Below are 16,846 nucleotides of genomic sequence, written 5' to 3'. Positions count from 1 at the left end.
TCGCCGTGAATCCATCGCTGCGCAGGGAAGGTCGACGAGGCTGCGCAATCTGCGCCGGTGATTGCGCACCCGCACATTGTGTCGCGATTTTCGGGGGCATAGGATCGCTGACACGGGTTTGCACTGGATGACGCCTCGCAGCGCGGTTGTCTGAGATCAATCGGGGGACGTTGCTCGTCATCGAGTGGATCGGCGCTGGCTTATTGAGACTGGTGTGGTCCGTATCGTGAAAATCACCCTCACTCAGGCCGCTGCGATCAGTGTGTCGCGTGCAGACAGGATGCGTTCGTCCTGACTCGCGAAGTCTTTCTCACGGGAGCGTCGGATGAATCGTCGCGGCTTCACGTTGATCGAACTGCTTGTCGTCATTGCGATTATTGCGATCCTGATTGCTCTTCTTCTGCCGGCTGTACAACAAGCCCGAGAGGCCGCGCGGCGCACCCAGTGCAAGAACAATCTCAAACAGCTTGGGCTGGCCCTGCATAACTACCACGATGCACACTCAGCGTTTCCGCTGGGCGTGACCATTCAGCTCACCGGCACCGGGTCCAATAACTGGGCCTCCCTATATCGAGCAGTCTGCCGCGTATAACACGCTTGATATCGGTCGGAAGAACTTCACGGCCGTTGTGACTGATCCCTCGCTGCTCCCGATCGTCCAGGCGCCGATGGCCGCGTTCCGCTGTGCATCGGATGTCGGCCCGCCGCGGAACAACTTCTATCTTGTTCATGCGCTGTACGAGACGGCGACCTCGAACTATCTGGCATCGAATGGCAGCTGGGCGTTCCGGGCGCCGCTCGGTGACCCCGGTGCTGTCAGCTCCACCAACAACGGAATGTTTCGTCAGAACGTCGCGACACGTTTCCGTGACCTGACGGACGGAACCAGCAACACGATCGCTCTTGGAGAACGCGCCTGGAAGGCGAGATCAGTGGACTATTCGGCAGGGTTGGTGTGGGGGATGTACGGATCCGTTGTCCTCCGGACGACGTATACTCCACCGGAGGCCGGGGGCTATGTGAGTATCATGACGACGGCCTTCGGAGACATGAATCCGCCTCGCAATGTCTACGGCAACTCCACCGACTACTACCGCCGCGGGTTGTCGAGCAACCACAGCGGCGGGGCGCATGTCGTGCTCGCCGATGGGGCCGTCCGCTTTCTGAGCGAGAATATGGACCAGAATGGATGGTCCGGCGGCACGGGGCTCGTCGACTCGACCCTCGATCGTCTGTTCGGCATGAACGATGGTCAGGTGCTTGGCGAGTTCTGAGATTGCTGATCGGAATTGCCTGGTGGACGCGCCGGATTCACTCACCAGGTCAATCAGTCTGGCGCCCCTGGGGACCGGTGGTGAACTCTTCGCAAAGCGTCGCTGATTTGACAGGGTCGGATGTTCTCTCCGCTGGCCCGCGTCTTGACTCGTCTTCGAGTTCCCTGGGCCTGCTGCCGTGACTTGTCGCGTCGCGACTGGGGAACCGGGAGATGTCTGTTCTTCCTTGCCAGATAAACGGATGGTCCGATGAACCGGATGGTGGTGATGATTGCTGCGGTGTGTCTGGTCGGCTGCGGGCGGCCTGAAGTCGAACTCGCGTCGGTGACCGGCACGGTCACCCTGGATGGGAAACCACTGAGCAATGCATTTGTTCAGTTCGTTCCGAGTCGAGGCGGTCGTGCGGCCGGTGGGGCGACGGATGAGACGGGCCGTTATGAGCTCGACTATTCAGCCGAGGACAAAGGGGCTCTCGTCGGGACGGCCAAAGTGCTGATCTCGACAGGCGACCCCGAGGCCGGACGCAAGGAGACGGTTCCCCCCAGATACAACCGCAAGACGGACCTCACGGCCGAAGTCGGGCAGGGTGCAAACGTCCTCAACTTTGACCTTCGGTCGCAATAATTCATTGGATGTCGTGTTGAGTCGCGACGGCGAAGGACCGGTGTTCCGGGAGCGGCCACTCTAACGGCTTAACATAGATCCAGCGCAAGACCACCCCGTGGCGACCAGCAGGGCGGACTCGCGCGATTCAGCAACGTAATCAATCGCAGCAAGAGGTTCCGCTGTTTGGGCGATCATCGTCCCGGATCGATCCACAAAAAAAACGGCGGCCCTCACAGGAGGAACGCCGGCGGCGGATAAATAAGCAGAACCCGACTTACTTCAGGCCCCTCCGGATCAGGAGCGCATCGACCGTCGGTTCCTTCCCCCGGAACGCCTTGTACGACTTCATGGGATCGCGGCTCGAGCCCCGGCTCAGGATCTCCCTGCGGAACGATTCGCCGTTCTGCGCCGTGCAGCCACCATGCTCCATCATGTGGGCGAAGGCGTCGGCCGCGAGGACTTCGCTGGCGAGGTAGGCGTAGTACCCGGCCGAGTAACCGCCTCCCCAGATATGGGCGAAATAGGCGGACTTGTAGCGCGGCGGGACGGCAGGATGATCAACGCCGGCCTTCTTCAGCACTTCTGCCTCGAACGCTTCCACGTCGTCCGGGATCTGGTCGCTCGTCAGCGAATGCCACTCCAGGTCGAGCAGCGCGGCCGACAGGTATTCGAGAGTCTCGAATCCCTTGTTGTGCTTCTTCGACCTGATGACCTTGTCGAGAAGCTCCTTCTGGATCGGTTCGCCGGTCTGATAGTGCTTCGCGTAGTTGGCCAGGATCTCCGGCTGGATGGCCCAGTCCTCCTCGAACGTCGACGGGAACTCGACAAAGTCACGCGGCGTGTTCGCCCCGGCGACCGTCGGATAGGTCACGTCTGAAAACAGGCCGTGGACTCCATGCCCCATTTCGTGGAACAGGGTCGTCACGTTGTCAAAGCTGATGAGCGGCGGTTCCCCTTCGGCCGGCAGCGGAATGTTCAGGCAGTTCACAACCACGGGCTTCTGGTTCAGCAGTTTCGACTGTTCCACGAAGTTGGTCATCCAGGCGCCGCCGCGCTTGGTGTCGCGTTTGAAATAGTCGGCGTAGAACAGGCCGATCTGCGATCCATCCTTGTCGAGGACATCGAAGACCCGCACTTCCTTCTGGTAGACGGGGAGGTCGGTCCGCTCGCGGAACGAGATTCCGTAGAGCTTGTTCATCGTGAAGAACACGCCGTCCTTCAGGACGGTGTCGAGCTTGAAGTACGGTTTGACCTGGGCTTCATCGACATCGAACCGCTTCTTGCCGACCTTCTCGGAGTAGTACTCCCAGTCCCACGGCGCAAGTTTGTGCGTCTCGCCCGACTCCCTGATCATCGCCTCCAGGTCACGGGCTTCTTCCTTCACCTTCTCCATCACTCCGGGGACGAGGTCGGTCAGCAGCTTGCGAGCCTTTTCGGGCGTTCGCGCAAGTTGGCTCTGCAGCTTGTACGCGGCGTGATTCGCGTATCCCAGCGCGGCCGCCTTCTCGGCGCGGAGTTGTGCGATCTCGAGGACCACGGCCCTGTTGTCGACCCCGCCGTTGCGACCGAGTCCGCGGTAGGCCGATGCCTCCCAGACGCGTTGCCGCACGGCCCGGTTGTTCAGCGACGTGAGGATGGGAACACGCGTCGTGTTCTGGATCTGCAGGAGGTATTTGCCTTCCAGGCCGCGTTCTTTGGCCGCATCGGCCGCGGCGGCGATCTCCGCGGGCGTCATGCCATCAAGTTCGGCGGCCGTGTCGACGACGACGGCCCGTTCCTTAGTGATCGCCAGCAGGTTTTCCTCGAACTTCGTTTCGAGCTTTGACAGCTGTTCATTGATGGAGCGGATCCGTCCCTGCTGTTCGTCCGTCAGCTTCGCCCCGGCCCGCAGGAAACGCTCGTAGTGCTCTTTCAGAAGTTCCGACTGTTCTTCAGTCAGCCCCAACGAGTCCTTGTTCTGCCACAGCTTCTCGACGCGCTGGAACAGCGGCCGGTTGAGCAGGATGTTGTCCGCATGGGCCGTCCGGACGGGGGCGAGTTCGGTTTCGATGTCCTGCAGGCCGCTGTTCTTGTGGGCCGAGGTGAGACTGTCGAAGACCGCGGCGACGCGCGTCAGCAGCGATCCTGATTTCTCGATGGCGACGATCGTGTTCTCGAACGTCGGCTCGGCCTTCTGGCCGGCGATGGCCTTCATTTCGTCGAGTTGTTCCTTCATCCCTGCCAGGAACGCCGGCTTGAAGTGCTCGTTCTTGAACTTGTCGAAGGGGGGAGTCTGAAATGGGAGGCCGCTGACGACTGCAAACGGATTGTCGGGCGGCAGCGCCGCGGATTTCCCCGACGCATCGGCTGCGAGACGCGGCGCCCCTGTCGTCACGCAGATGGCGAAACAAGCCCCGGCGACGGCCATCGTAAACCGCCCTGCCCGCTGCGAACCGTTCCGTGGCTGGCGCAAAGTTCTCATCGACAGACTCCCTTCGGTCAGGAAAGCAACACAGAAACACCCAGGCCTGTTTGGTGTGACGCCCGGTGCACGCAGGGTAGGGCCCCGTCTCTGTGGAGTACAACGACTGGTCGTGCCGATGCGTTGCAATGCAGGGCCTCTCGTGCTGCTCAATGGGCAGACAGGTGAGTTCTCCCCGGCGCCGCCCGCTTTCCGGCAGGTTCCGTCCTGTTACACTTCGCCGCATGACCGCTTCGCGTTCCCCACGGGCCGTCCGATTGCTCCTCCAGGACTGGCAGGCGGCAGGGCTGACACATGTCTTTCGGGAAGAGAGTTCCGGGCCTCGTGAAGTTGCCGTCGACGAGCCGGCTGCGGCCGGAACGCCGGTCGGTGAATCGCCGCTGGCCAGGAATAAAGTCGAGGTCTCGGCCCAACCGGTCGACACCGTTGAGAGTGAGGTGGAAGTGAAGAAGGGACGGCGTCCACAGGGAAGGGCCGCGCGCGAGAAGGCACTTCAGCTGCTCGACACTTGCGTCAAAGGCTGCACACGCTGCCACGAGCTGGCGACGACAAGAACGCAGACGGTCTTCGGCGTCGGCAATCCCGAGGCGAAAGTGATGTTCATCGGCGAGGCACCAGGCGCCGATGAGGATGCGCAGGGCGAGCCGTTCGTCGGACGGGCCGGACAGCTTCTCAACAAGATCATCGCCGCCTGCGGCTGGCAACGCGAAGACCTCTACATCTGCAACATCCTCCGCTGCCGTCCGCCGGGGAACCGCACTCCGCTTCCGCAGGAGGCCGCCAACTGCCGTGAGTATCTCGACGGCCAGATCGAGATTGTCGATCCCGACTACATCGTCTGCTGGGGAACCTCTGCCGCCCAGAACCTGCTTGGCGAGACGGACACCATCGGGAAGATGCGGCGGAACTGGTATCAGCACGGTCGGGCGAAAGTGCTCTGCACCTACCATCCCTCGTATCTGCTGCGAAACCCGGAAGCGAAGAAGCCGGTTTGGGAAGACATGCAGCTGCTGATGGCCGACATGGGAGTGACGCCTCCGAAGGCGTGAGGCCCTCCATGCGTGTTCCTCCCGACGTCCTTCGACGGTGCTGGTTTCTGGCCGGGGCGACCGCCTGCGGCAAGACAGCCGCCGCCATCGAACTGGCCAGGCGCCTGAACGCCGAAGTGCTGTCGCTCGATTCGATGGCCATCTACCGCGGCATGGATATCGGTACGGCCAAGCCGACCTCGGACGAGCAGGCCGCCGTTCCGCATCACCTGATCGACCTTGTCGATCCGTGCGTCGACTTCAGCGTGGCTGAGTATGTCACGGCCTCGCAGCGAACCTGTGAGGACATCCTCTCCAGGGGGAAGGTTCCGCTATTCGTCGGCGGAACGGGGCTGTACCTGCGAAGCCTGCTTCGCGGAGTCTTCGAAGGCCCCTCCGCGGACCTCGCGATCCGGGCGCGGCTCGAACAGTTCATTCAGCAGCACTCGCCTGAAGCGCTGCACGCCCGGCTGTCGGAAGTCGATCAGGCCTCGGCGAAGAGGCTGCATCCGCAGGATGTCCGGCGGGTGATTCGGGCGCTCGAGATTTTTGAACTCACGGGTGTGGCCGCTTCCTCGCAGCTGGCGGAGGGGCCGCTGCCGGAGGGGGAGCGCCCGCGGCGGGTGTTCTGGCTGGCCCCGCCACGGGCGTGGTTGCATGAGCGGATCAATCGCCGCGTGGATCGGATGTTCGAAGCGGGCCTCGTCGATGAGGTCCGGCGGCTCGTGGAACGTCCGGGAGGACTGGGCCGGACTTCTTCGCAGGCGCTGGGCTACAAGGAAGTGGTCGAGTACCTCGACGGACGATTAACACGCGCCGAATGCATTGTGCAGGTGAAGACCCGCACGCGGCAGTTCGCCAAGCGCCAGGAAACCTGGTTCCGCAACCTGATTGAAGCGCGGCCCGTGGAGATCACGGGCCGGGAATCGTCAGCGGAACTCGCCGGGAGAATCCTGGAGCTCGGGCTCGCCGAGTAGGGCTAATCGAGCTTGTATTCCGATTCGTCGGCCGTCTTGCCGCCGAACGAGGCTCGGAACGCCTCGCCCTGTGCGGCCACCGTCTTGTCGGGGCCGGTCAGCTTGAAGAAGTAATTGCCGCCTCCCTTCAGGGTCATCATCACGCCCTGCATCCGGTATCCCGGGGCGGCGATCGTCTTTCGGAGAATCGGCGGGCCATCCGGCTTGTTGTAGGTCCCGCTGATCTCGGCGAAGATGTAGTCCCCCTGAGGTGAAGTCCCTTTCGTCATCTTGACCATCCGACCGGCCGGATCGAACTGGGAAACCCAGCGGGAAATATTGGCCTCGGCCGTGCCACCGAACGGTCCGGAGATGACCAGTTCGCCCGCTTCCGAGTCTCCGGCCGCCGCCGGAATCTTGAACTGCGCCAGCCGCAGCGAGTTGGTGACTTCCTGCTTCTCCCATGACTTCGGAATCGAGAACTTGATTTTCTCGACCACGACCTCGCTGGTGTCTTCGGCCACGGCGACAGCGCAAACGATGGCGGTCGTGAACAGGGCGGCTGCCCTCAGAAGGCTTGGCATTGGTCAGTCCTGCGGATTCCGGTCGTACATTCGGAGCTGGCAGGGCAGCCCGCTCGGGCCGCCCGTTCGCCGACAGCATACCACAACGATCAGATGGCCAGCGCTTCCAGGACCTTCTGTCCCATTTCGCCGGTCGTGATGGCGGTCGCTCCCCTGGCCGCGATATCGCGGGTGCGGGCGCCGCTCTGGAGCACCTTGTCGACGGCCGCTTCGATCGCCGCCGCTTCGGTTTCGAGGTTCAGCGAGTGCCGGAGCAGCATCGCGGCGGCGAGGATCGTCGCCAGCGGATTCGCGATTCCCTTACCGGCGATGTCGGGCGCCGAGCCGTGGATCGGTTCGTACAGGCCCGGGCCATCGCTGCCGATGGACGCCGACGGGAGCAGACCGAGCGAACCAGGAAGCATGGCCCCTTCGTCGGTCAGGATGTCGCCGAACAGGTTCTCCGTGACGATCACGTCGAATGCCGACGGACGGGAGATGAGGTGCATTGCCATCGCGTCGACGAGGACCACCTCATAGGCCAATTCGGGGAACTCGGCTTTGACGATGCGTTCGCTGACGCGCCGCCACAGTCGCGAGACCTCGAGGACGTTGGCTTTGTCGACCATCGTCAGTTTCTTCCGGCGCTTCATCGCGGCCTGGGCGGCGAGGCGGACGACGCGTTCGATTTCGCCGGTCGAGTAGGACATCGTGTTGAAGGCGATTTCGCTTCCGTCCGAGAGTCCGCGGAGTCCCGATTCGCCGAAGTACAGGCCGCCGGTCAGTTCCCGGAAGAACAGGATGTCGGTTCCGGCGACGATCTCGCGCTTCAGCGGCGACGCATCGAGCATGCAGTCGTGCGGTTTCACGGGGCGGAGGTTGGCAAAGAGGTTGAGTTCCTTGCGCAGCCGCAGCAGTCCGGCCTCGGGGCGGGTCTTGGCCTTCGGGTCGTCCCACTTCGGCCCGCCGACGGCGCCGAGCAGGATGGCGTTGGCGTTCTTGCAGGCGGCCAGCGATGCGGCCGGGAGGGGATCGCCTTCGGCGTCGATCGCGCACCCGCCCATGAGGTGAGTTTCGAAGTGGAACTGGTGATGCCAGCGGGCGGCGACGTGCCTGAGCACCTTCTCGGCTTCCGCAGTGACTTCCGGGCCGATTCCATCGCCGGGGAGAAGGACAATTGAAGCGTTCATGGGAAACTTTCAGCGCAGCGTCAGCGGTGGAGGCGGCGACGAGGCAAACGGCGGCTGCCGGTGCGGGATCGCCCGAGACGGGTCCTGCGTCCGCGGCGCCTCGGAAACCGGGGGCGCGGAGCGTCAAAACGGAGAGATTATCAGCGTCAGGCCGTCTCACCAATGCCGCGAGGGGGCAGCGGGGGGGTGTCCGGGAGCATTCGAGGCAAGATGAACGGGGCCGGGGGGCCGTTCGTGCAAGATGCCGTTCCTCCCTGCAAAACTTGAGTGGGGCACGGGATACGCCCGTGGCCGGCGAACCAGTGGTGCCGGATGGCCAGCGGTGATGGCGAGTGACGGGATGGCGGTGTGTGTGCATTGTTCCCTCCACCCTGCGCGGGAGGTTGCGCGGGGGAGGGGCCCGGTGACGTGGCAGAGCGGGGGAGTCATGGGGGCGTCCCCCCGGGGGAGACGTGTGACGAGCTGTGACGACCTGTGACAGCAAGAAAACGTCTGAAACATTGGAGTTCTGGACCTGTGACATGTGTGACGAACTTTGGAGTGGTCTTTCACCTCCTCTCGCGGGGCTGATCATCCCCTGTTTGCGTTGCCAAAGAACGAACTCTCCACCCTGACGGGAGGGGTTGCGCATCGGGCAGAGTCTTCGCCTGCCTGAAGGGGCTCTGGGCCGTCACCTTCCGTTGAGACGTTGGTTGCGTCGCATGCCGCAGCGAGATACTGACATCGAGCCGGGACGTTTTCGCCAGCGCGGAGGGCAGGTTGAATGTCCGGGCGGCCAGCGCCGGGCGCTCAGTTGAGGTGCGGTGGGCGCGATGGCTCGCGGGGAGACCGGGTGGTCGGCTGGTGTGGCCGTATCCGGACTGGGCTTCAGGGCCGGACCGGGCTTGAGAGCCGGACTGGGCTTGAGAGATTAGCCGCGGTCGAAGGTGGAGCAGGCGGGGACACGCTCGTGAAAGCCGGCTCCTTCGCGCTGCACATTGACCTCGCGGGGGGCTTCAATTCCGAGCTTCACCCGCCCGCCATGCACTTCCAGGATCGAGATCCGGATTCGACCCCCGTCGAGCAGAATCGCCTCTTCGACTTTCCGACCAAGCACCAGCATTTCGACTCCTCCCTGAGACACCCATGCCGTCATTCATTTGAGACGGCCGCAGTGTACAAATCCACCCATTGTGGTCAAGTGTTCAGTGAACCTGCGGGCCGTGCCAATACCGGGGCGCAGCCGCCTAAGGGAGAGACGGAAATCGGGTTAGGACGTTTCAGAAAAATTGCGATTTCGCGCTCAAGAATCTGGCGATCACAAGAGATCGCGGGCGGGCACCAAGAGTGGTTGCGCGACAGAAGTTGTTGCCCTTCAGGCAGTTCGGCCGGCGAGCAGCCGCTCGACATACTTGGCGAGGAGGTCGACCTCCAGGTTGACCGTGTCCCCAACCTTCCGCCGCCCGAGCGTGGTGGCTGCCAGCGTGTGGGGAATCAGCATGACGCTGAACTCCTCTGGAAGAGCCTCGACGACTGTCAGGCTCACGCCATCGATCGCGATGGAGCCCTTCTCGACAAGGTAGCGCCCCAGCGCCGCCGGCAGCCGGAACCGCATCGTGATCCATTCGCCATCCGGCTCGATCGACGCCACGGTCCCGCGACCATCGATGTGCCCCTGGACGAAATGCCCGCCGAGCCGCTGACCAACCGCGAGGGCCCGCTCCAGATTGACGACGTCGCCCGGCGTCAATTCGCCCAGGTTCGTCCGATTCAGTGATTCTTCGCCGACGTCGAACGACCACTGTCCCCCACCGAGATCGACGATCGTCAGGCAGCAGCCGTTGACGGCGATGCTGTCGCCCAGTTGGGGCAGCCCGCCGGCCAGCAGTTCGGCCGGTGGCTCGATCACAAGCCGCTGGCCAGAGCCGGCGGGCAGGGAACCGCGGACCGTTCCCAGCCCTTCGACGAGTCCGGTGAACATCAGGTCTGCTCCGCTCGCCTGGGCCAGTAGCGACGGGTCAGCTCGCGCCAGCCGGCCACGACCGGCGGTGTGAATGCGAACCAGCAGAAGATCAGCGGGAACGCGAGCTCGTGCATCCAGAAGATGACGGCCGCCGCGAACACCAGCTGGATCACATGCCGGCGGCTTCTGGGGCCGCGCAGCATCTGGTTGAAGAAGTGAGCATAGCGGATGCGGGAGACCATCAGCACAGCAACCGCCAGCGTGACGAGGGGGAGCACCGTTCGGACGGCTGGGATCAGCCATTCGGCCAGCGCCCGCGCGGTGTCATTTCCGCTGTTCGACCACCGGACGAGTTCGCCCATCGCGAATGGAAATGCAACCACGGTTCCCGCGGCCGCCGGGGAGGGAAGCCCGCTGAAGCCGTCGTGCGAATCGTCCTCATCAGTTTCGACATTGAATCGCGCCAGCCGCAGCACGGCGCAGAGCACGTAGAGGACGGCGATGGTCCAGAGGAGTCGTGCGGGAAACGACCACCCGCCCGAGAGATGGCGCGTGACGAACTGCAGCATGAGGAACGCCGGCGCCACGCCGAAGCTGATCGCGTCGCACAGGCTGTCGAGCTGCGCGCCGAGTTCGCTCGTCTGGCGGGTGAGCCGCGCCGCGCTGCCATCCAGCATGTCGAACAGCATCGCGCCGAACACCAGGATCGCGCAGATCACCGGCACGGAGTCGTTCGCCAGTTGGGCGGGGCCCGCGGGCCCGAGTTTCGCCGCGAACGTAATCGCTCCGAATCCGCAGACGGCATTGCCGAGGGTGAGGAGCGTGGGGAGAACAGCGATCAGCTTGGGGGCTGGCATAGAACCACATCATAAGCAGGTGGCGTAAATGTGGTACTGGGCGCGGGGACGCGGTTTGCGGTTGGACAGGAGGAAGGGAGAGCGGGGGTGATGACGGGGGGCGTTCGTCGGGTGGTTGGTTTCAAGAGGGAACAGAAGGAAAGGAAGTGAAGGAAGGCAGGGCGGGTTGTGACGTTTGTACGGCTCACGGAGCTTTGGCACGCGGGGCGGTGGTCTTCGGGTTTGCCGATGGGCTGACTTGCGGGCGGGGGAGGTGGCCTGGAAATGAGGGTCGGGTGGTTGTTGCCCGGGGGTCGATAACAGGAGCAGGTTTTTGTCTGCATTCCGGCCTGTTGCTGCGGATCCCATGCCTCCTCGTCGTCGACCTCCCGGACCCGCCGCCCAGTCGAACCTGGTCGCGCTCAGTCCGGCGACGCATGTGGAGTCATTTCTGCAATACCTGGCGGCCGAGTGCGGAATGTCGGCCAACACCATCGCCGCCTACCGGAACGACCTCCGGCAGTTCACGGAGTGGTCGAGCAGCCGGCGGATCCAGTCGGTGCAGGCTGTCGACCTGCCGCTGCTTGGCGATTACCTGCAGGCGCTGCACGAGCGGAATCTCTCGGCGTCGACGATCGCCCGCAGGTTGGTCGCGCTGAAGATGTTCTTCCGGTACCTGGTTCTCGAGGGAGTGCTGACCCAGAGCGCGGTCGACCTCATGTCGTCGCCGAAGCTGTGGGAATATCTGCCGACCGTCCTGAGTCCGGAAACGGTCGACAAGCTGCTGGCGGCTCCGACGCGTGCGGATGCCTATCCGCTCCGCGATCGGGCACTCCTGGCGGTCCTGTATGCGACGGGCTGCCGTGCTTCGGAAGTCAGCAACCTGACGATCAAATCCGTGCGCCTGGCCGACTCCATCGCCCACTGCCGCGGAAAAGGGAACAAGGAACGGATCGTGAACCTGAACCCGGTCGCGGTCTCGGCCCTCGAGGCGTACATCGCCGGCGAGCGGACCGTGATGGTCCGCGGCCGCGACCAGGATGCGCTGTTCGTGACGCGCGCGGGCAAGGCGTTGACGCGGATCATGATCTGGAAGCTCGTGAAGAAGTATGCGACGCGGGCCGGCTGTGCCGACAAGGTGAGTCCGCACACGCTGCGTCACAGTTTCGCCACGCACATGCTGGCCGGCGGCGCGGAGATTCGCGCCCTGCAGGAGATGCTGGGGCACGCGAGCATCCGCACGACGCAGGTGTATACGCACGTCGAGCACAGCCGGCTGAAATCGATCCACGCGAAGTGCCATCCGCGTGGGTAGGGGCGCGGGCCGTTTCAGATCGTCTCGCCATTTCATCGAGGGTGGCGTCCCGTCGGCGTCAACCGGCTGAGACGCCCTCCGCGCAGGGGACCCGAGAAAAGGCCGTGACGCCTGGCCGCGACCGTATCGGCGAATGTCCGTTCACCCGAGCGCCGTCCACTCATTTGAGGTGTGAGGGGAGACGAGGGGACGACCTTCCATGGGGGGCGGCCGGCTCCGCCGGCCCTGCGGGCTGACGGGGAGCAGTGCAAATGCGAAGCACCCCGGCTGCTTTGGAGCAGCCGGGGTGCGGGTGGTCTCAGCGGTTTTGAGGACCCTGGTTGTTGTTGGGGCCGCCGGCCGGAACGCCGCCGAAGACGCTGAACGTGAAGACATCGGTGATGTTCGAGAACGTGGGGCTGATCCCCATTCTCACATACCGGCGGTCCGGAGAGATCAAGGCCGACGCTCCGAGAGTCACGCCTTCGCTGATCACCTGGACGTTTGGCTGGAAGCCGATCGCCCCGATGATGGCCCCGGCCGGATTCGCCTGCCCCGAAGCGGGGACGACGTTGGGATCGCGGCGTCCGGACTTCGCGCCGGGGCGACGCGTCACCGGCTGGCCGGCCGGGCGGTTTTCCTGCACGGTGCGGGGCAGTTCGCGGCGTCCGCGGTCGAGGCGGACCGAGGTCGCGCCCTGACCGTCTTCGAAGACAATTGTCTTCGTCTGCCGCGACTCGGCGGACGTTCCCTTATGCGTCGTCATCGTAACGGTGGCGCGGCGGCCGATTACGTTCCCGCGGGCGTGCTTCAGGCGGATCCGATACTCGCCGGCGAAGCCAGACGGGCAGACATACGTTTCCCGGCAGTCCTGTGGCCGCGGACCGTAGCCGTCGCCGAGGTGGTTGCCGCCGGCGGCGGTCTGCGGCTGGGTGATGGAGCATACGGTTCCGGACGGCTCCTCGACCTCGAGGTCGATATCGCTGTCGCCGCTCCAGACGACTTCGATTTCGACGTCGATCGCCTGGGCTTCGGCGACGGCCGTCCGAAGGGAGTCGATCGCGGGCTGATTGCCGGCCTTGGCGAGATCGCGTTCCAGGTTCGCGAGGGCGCTGCGGGCCGTCTGGATATTGGTCGCCCGCTCCGCGGTCCAGTCGTATCTCAGGACCCCGCACGCGGCCCAGATCACGTCATCGGGGTTCTTGAACAGGGCGGCGTGTTCGACGCTGAGAAGGTAAGGCTCCGGGCGCTCCGGCTGCATCCGCGACGCCTGGCGATACATCTTGAGGGCCGTATCGAGCCGATCAAATCGCACGAGATACGCGGCGGAGTAGAGCATTGAGGCGAAGTCCGCCTGGCCGAAGTCGGTCATCGACAGGAGAACCCGCTCGATCTCCTCCTGGGGAAACTTCTCGATCGCCATGCTGCCGGCAAGTGCTTCATACATCCACGGCTGGGCCTGCCCGTTGATGAGCGCGGCGCGGAGCGCGGCGACGACCTGCTTGTGATGTCCGGCGCCGTGCAGCTTGAGCATGTGTCCGCCGACGACGGAAACCGGCGGGGTATTGTTCGCGAAGAAATCGTCCCAGGCCGCATCGAGGTCGGGGGCATCGACGGGGGGAAACTTGAACGTCGCCGCCGCCGGCTCGGGCGCCCGCGGGCGTGGGGACGCGGGCGCGGGCTGCGGCTTCGGCGCGGCAAGAGGCGTCGTGGTGTTGACCGGCGGGGCCTTCTGGCCCGGTTCGGCCAATGCAAGAAGGCCGGCCTCAGAAGAGTGAGGTCGGCCTTCTCGTGAGATCCAAGGCTCCGGAGAACGAAAAGTCTGCGCAAAGCCCGCAGACTTCCTATTCGTTTCAGGGCCTACTGTTTTTTTTTCAGCGGAGCGGCTTCGGGATTGGGGACGGAGAAGAACCCGCCGCCGCCGCCTCCCATACCACCCATGCCGCCGCCGCCCATACCACCCATGCCGCCGCCACCCATGCCGCCCATACCGCCGCCCATGCCGCCGCCGCCACCGATGCCGCCCAGGCCGCCCTGGCCACCACCGGCCGAGCCGGCAATGCTCTGGGCGATCATTGGCTGAACGATCGGGGAGATGGCGAGGTCAGCCACCGGGTAGACGCGAACCTGCTGGATCGTGTCGGCCTTTTCGCGGGTGGTGATCTTCATCACTTCGTCTTCGATGATGTAGGCGAGCTCAGTGCCGCCGACGTCTTCGAGCATCAGCTTGAGAGCTGCCCGCAGCGTGATGCCGCTGATGACCAGCTGGATTTCCTGGTCGGGACCGACGCCGGCGTTGGTGAGTTCCGTATTGTCGAGCCGAATCGTGATGTTGTGCTCGGTCGACAGGTAGTTGATCACTTCCTGCAGGGTCTGGCCGGTGAACTGGAAATCGACCGTCTGATCGAGGGCCTTGTAGATCCGCTCTTCGTTCGGGCTGTTCTTGTGGAGGTCGACCGACTTCCACTTCTGGCGGAGCTGCGTGATGTACTGCCAGACTTCTGCCGGCGGATAGTTGATCGGCGGCTCGTCCGGGAACGGCACGTGCGACAGCTCGACCTGGTGGAGCATCGCGAGGAACTTGTCCGACCGCAGGGCCCGCAGGCGTGACGACTTGTCGAGCGCGCCGGCGGCTTCGGGTTCGAACACCGTGGCCGTGCCCATCGCGCTGCCGGGGTTGCGGCTGTAGATGATGCGTCCGATGGCTTCGGCCTCTTCGAAGGCGGCCGAGTCGCCATGGAAGCCGTCGTTCATCGCGGCGCGAACCTGGTCAACGAGGTTCTTCAGGTTCCGTTCGTCGGCGGCGAGGCGGTTTTCGAGCTGCTGGGCTGCGCGACGTTCGGCGGCGGCCCGCTGACGGGAGGCCTGGGCGGTTTCGAGCGTGGCGCGCCGGGCCTTGATGTCCTGCAGGGCGCCATTGGCGGTGCGGATCAGGCGGTCCTGGGCTTCGCGGTCGATTTCGGTCGCGGCCTTCAGGGAGGCGAGTTCCGCTTCCAGGCGCGCCTGGGCGGCGGCCGGGTCGAGGGTGACTTCCGAGCGGGCCGCCTGGATCGCGACTTCCAGTTCACGCTGCAACCGGCCGGCGAGGGCCGCGCGGCGAGCTTCGACATCGGCGATCAGGCCGCGACCCGAGGGGAGTTCACGCGGGGAAAGGTCGTCCGCGGCGGCCGGGGGAGGAGACGGGAGGGGAGCAGGATCCTGCTCGCCCGCCTGCTGAAACACGACGGCCCGGACGTTGCCCGGCTCGATCGAGTTCAGGGTGCGGCCGATGTTCTGGGCGACCTCTTTGCGGCCGGCCTTCATTGCGGCCGTCCCTTGTGCTTCGAGGGATTCGACGCGGGCGACCTGCATGTCCTGCGCGTAAGCGACGAGTTCATCGCCGGCGAGGGGGAGGAGGTCTCCGCCGAGTTCGTTGGTGCTGTGCCAGAGATGTCCCAGGACGGTCGTGCCCTGCGTCATCTGCGGCTGGCTGACCGACCAGGAATACTTCGACTGGCCGCCGGAGACGGTCAGGGTTGCATCCGGGGCGACGCGGCCGCGGGCGAGGTAGACCGTCGAGCGGTCGGCCCGCATCGGGAGAGCCTGCGACGGCTGCACCTCGGCGCCGGTCCAGTTGACCTGCAGCGCTTCGGGGTAGAAGACGGGGAGCGTGGCGGCCGTGGCGAGTTCGCGGCCGACGACGTCGGGCGTCGTCTGGCCGTTGTCGATCTTCACGACACCGCCGGTCTGCGTGGCGAGGATTCCGAGCAGCTGCATGTCGGTCTTCGAGCCGACGGCGTAGCTGTGGACGGCGACGCGGGCGTCCTTCATGGCCGAGGTGAGCGAGTTCAACTCCGCCGGCTGGAGGAGATGCGCGATGCTCATGCCGTCGCCGATGACGACGATCGAGCCCGGGCGGGTGCGGTCGAACTGCTGGAGTGCGGAGGTGAGGGCGGCCTGGAGGTTCGTGGCCCCGGCGGGGACGCGTTTCTTGAGGCCGGAGACGGCTTCGGCGGCCGCCTGGGAGGGCGTCACGAAGCCTTTCGTCATCGGGGCGGAGCCGACATCGATCGCCACCACCGACACGCGATCACTGGCGGGCAGGGCGGCGAGGAACTGGTCGACCACGGCGAGAGCGTGGCGGCGATGCTCGCCGACCTGGCTGGCCGACGTGTCGACGAGGACCACGTGGTCATGCGGGACCGGTTCGGCCGGGAGATTCTCGGCGCGAAGCGAAACGGAAAGATAGGTCTCTCCGTTGGGGGCGGTATAGCTCCGGACCAGCGTCGACGGAGCGTCACTGGCGAGAGCCACGCCTGAGAATTGACCCAGTCCAACGGCAGCAGCCGCGGCTGCCATCCACCGTGCCCTGCGTGAAGCAAAACGCATGACGATCCCCAACGTGACCGGAAGTATGTGCGAAGTGACAGGCGTTCCGCGGCGCGGAGCGAGTGTCATTCGCGTTCGACAGGAATTCAGACCTGAGGAGGGTTGCGGGGATGCCCCGAACGGGACGCGTCGCGCACTCCACCCTCAAGACCGCATTGTATCTACGGTTTCGGACGGCCGAAAAGAAAAACCCTGTCAAAAGGCGCAGTCTCTGCCAGAGACGGGGGATCGGCCGTTGGGGATTCCGAAACGTCGGGCTGTAACGCTCATGCCACGCCGGGGAGAGCCGCGCAAACGTCGAGAACCGTTCAAATCCGACCCGTTCGAC

The 16,846-nt window shown here is 64.6% G+C and carries 13 protein-coding genes and 1 pseudogene; 6 read left to right on the top strand and 8 right to left on the bottom strand.

Features of this window, described 5'->3' with window-relative positions:
- Positions 1-325: 325 nt before the first annotated feature.
- The 3 genes and pseudogenes from Pan44_RS28070 to Pan44_RS05730 all read left to right on the top strand — a co-directional run.
- Positions 326-520 (top strand): annotated as a pseudogene (locus tag Pan44_RS28070) (DUF1559 family PulG-like putative transporter); the annotation flags it as partial.
- A gap of 31 nt (positions 521-551) precedes the next feature.
- Positions 552-1,274: a DUF1559 family PulG-like putative transporter gene (locus Pan44_RS05735; RefSeq protein ID WP_315861128.1), complete on the top strand. Its 723-nt coding sequence runs from the start codon at positions 552-554 to the stop codon at positions 1,272-1,274.
- A gap of 249 nt (positions 1,275-1,523) precedes the next feature.
- Complete coding sequence (locus Pan44_RS05730; protein WP_145028138.1) at positions 1,524-1,898, top strand: carboxypeptidase-like regulatory domain-containing protein; 375 nt, start codon at positions 1,524-1,526, stop codon at positions 1,896-1,898.
- Between the two features lie 256 nt (positions 1,899-2,154).
- Here the strand turns inward: Pan44_RS05730 and Pan44_RS05725 are convergent, their stop codons facing one another.
- The gene (locus tag Pan44_RS05725; RefSeq protein WP_145028136.1) at positions 2,155-4,341 is read right to left on the bottom strand and encodes a M3 family metallopeptidase; all 2,187 of its coding nucleotides are present in this window, start codon (positions 4,339-4,341) and stop codon (positions 2,155-2,157) included.
- 224 nt (positions 4,342-4,565) lie between these two features.
- Between Pan44_RS05725 and Pan44_RS05720 the strand changes: the two genes are divergently transcribed.
- Together Pan44_RS05720 and miaA are read left to right on the top strand one after the other, a co-directional pair.
- Entirely contained in the window at positions 4,566-5,390 is an 825-nt protein-coding gene (locus tag Pan44_RS05720) for a uracil-DNA glycosylase (RefSeq protein WP_231754233.1), read from the top strand.
- 8 nt (positions 5,391-5,398) lie between these two features.
- A complete protein-coding gene (gene miaA / locus Pan44_RS05715) occupies positions 5,399-6,346 on the top strand; it encodes a tRNA (adenosine(37)-N6)-dimethylallyltransferase MiaA (protein WP_145028132.1) in 948 nt (315 codons plus the stop codon).
- Between the two features lie 2 nt (positions 6,347-6,348).
- On the opposite strand, the gene Pan44_RS05710 is transcribed toward miaA, so the two are convergent.
- The 5 genes from Pan44_RS05710 to Pan44_RS05690 all read right to left on the bottom strand — a co-directional run bounded on the left by Pan44_RS05710 (position 6,349) and on the right by Pan44_RS05690 (position 10,877).
- Entirely contained in the window at positions 6,349-6,909 is a 561-nt protein-coding gene (locus Pan44_RS05710) for a hypothetical protein (RefSeq protein ID WP_145028130.1), read from the bottom strand.
- An 89-nt stretch (positions 6,910-6,998) separates the two neighbouring features.
- Complete coding sequence (gene leuB / locus Pan44_RS05705; RefSeq protein ID WP_145028128.1) at positions 6,999-8,078, bottom strand: 3-isopropylmalate dehydrogenase; 1,080 nt, start codon at positions 8,076-8,078, stop codon at positions 6,999-7,001.
- A gap of 910 nt (positions 8,079-8,988) precedes the next feature.
- Positions 8,989-9,180 (bottom strand): carbon storage regulator, encoded by a 192-nt coding sequence (locus Pan44_RS05700; RefSeq protein WP_145028126.1) that lies wholly within the window; start codon positions 9,178-9,180, stop codon positions 8,989-8,991.
- Positions 9,181-9,432: 252 nt separating this feature from the next.
- Entirely contained in the window at positions 9,433-10,038 is a 606-nt protein-coding gene (locus Pan44_RS05695) for a riboflavin synthase (protein ID WP_145028124.1), read from the bottom strand.
- Positions 10,038-10,877 carry a CDP-alcohol phosphatidyltransferase family protein gene (locus tag Pan44_RS05690; protein ID WP_145028122.1) on the bottom strand — a complete coding sequence of 280 codons (840 nt, stop codon included), beginning with the start codon at positions 10,875-10,877 and terminating at the stop codon, positions 10,038-10,040. Before Pan44_RS05690 ends, Pan44_RS05695 begins: the two co-directional genes overlap by 1 nt.
- A 346-nt stretch (positions 10,878-11,223) precedes the next feature.
- Between Pan44_RS05690 and xerD the strand changes: the two genes are divergently transcribed.
- Positions 11,224-12,171, top strand: a complete 948-nt coding sequence (xerD, locus tag Pan44_RS05685) for a site-specific tyrosine recombinase XerD (protein WP_145028120.1) — start codon at positions 11,224-11,226, stop codon at positions 12,169-12,171.
- 298 nt (positions 12,172-12,469) lie between these two features.
- Here the strand turns inward: xerD and Pan44_RS05680 are convergent, their stop codons facing one another.
- Complete coding sequence (locus Pan44_RS05680) at positions 12,470-13,900, bottom strand: hypothetical protein (protein WP_145028118.1); 1,431 nt, start codon at positions 13,898-13,900, stop codon at positions 12,470-12,472.
- Positions 13,901-14,010: 110 nt separating this feature from the next.
- The gene (locus Pan44_RS05675) at positions 14,011-16,518 is read right to left on the bottom strand and encodes a VWA domain-containing protein (RefSeq protein ID WP_197453888.1); all 2,508 of its coding nucleotides are present in this window, start codon (positions 16,516-16,518) and stop codon (positions 14,011-14,013) included.
- Positions 16,519-16,846: the final 328 nt, after the last annotated feature.

It is taken from the genome of Caulifigura coniformis (assembly GCF_007745175.1).
Classification (GTDB): domain Bacteria; phylum Planctomycetota; class Planctomycetia; order Planctomycetales; family Planctomycetaceae; genus Caulifigura; species Caulifigura coniformis.
The sequence above is the reverse complement of the archived record's forward strand: the minus strand, read 5'-3'. Positions and strand labels throughout refer to the sequence as shown.

Bases quoted from the DNA above. Each gene is read 5' to 3' on its own strand.
- Pan44_RS05710 (WP_145028130.1), bottom strand. From the start codon at position 6,909: ATGCCAAGCCTTCTGAGGGCAGCCGCCCTGTTCACGACCGCCATCGTT.
- Pan44_RS05700 (WP_145028126.1), bottom strand. From the start codon at position 9,180: ATGCTGGTGCTTGGTCGGAAAGTCGAAGAGGCGATTCTGCTCGACGGG.
- Pan44_RS05720 (WP_231754233.1), top strand. From the start codon at position 4,566: ATGACCGCTTCGCGTTCCCCACGGGCCGTCCGATTGCTCCTCCAGGAC.
- Pan44_RS05690 (WP_145028122.1), bottom strand. From the start codon at position 10,877: ATGCCAGCCCCCAAGCTGATCGCTGTTCTCCCCACGCTCCTCACCCTC.
- miaA (WP_145028132.1), top strand. From the start codon at position 5,399: ATGCGTGTTCCTCCCGACGTCCTTCGACGGTGCTGGTTTCTGGCCGGG.
- xerD (WP_145028120.1), top strand. From the start codon at position 11,224: ATGCCTCCTCGTCGTCGACCTCCCGGACCCGCCGCCCAGTCGAACCTG.
- Pan44_RS05730 (WP_145028138.1), top strand. From the start codon at position 1,524: ATGAACCGGATGGTGGTGATGATTGCTGCGGTGTGTCTGGTCGGCTGC.
- leuB (WP_145028128.1), bottom strand. From the start codon at position 8,078: ATGAACGCTTCAATTGTCCTTCTCCCCGGCGATGGAATCGGCCCGGAA.
- Pan44_RS05675 (WP_197453888.1), bottom strand. From the start codon at position 16,518: ATGCGTTTTGCTTCACGCAGGGCACGGTGGATGGCAGCCGCGGCTGCT.
- Pan44_RS05725 (WP_145028136.1), bottom strand. From the start codon at position 4,341: ATGAGAACTTTGCGCCAGCCACGGAACGGTTCGCAGCGGGCAGGGCGG.
- Pan44_RS05695 (WP_145028124.1), bottom strand. From the start codon at position 10,038: ATGTTCACCGGACTCGTCGAAGGGCTGGGAACGGTCCGCGGTTCCCTG.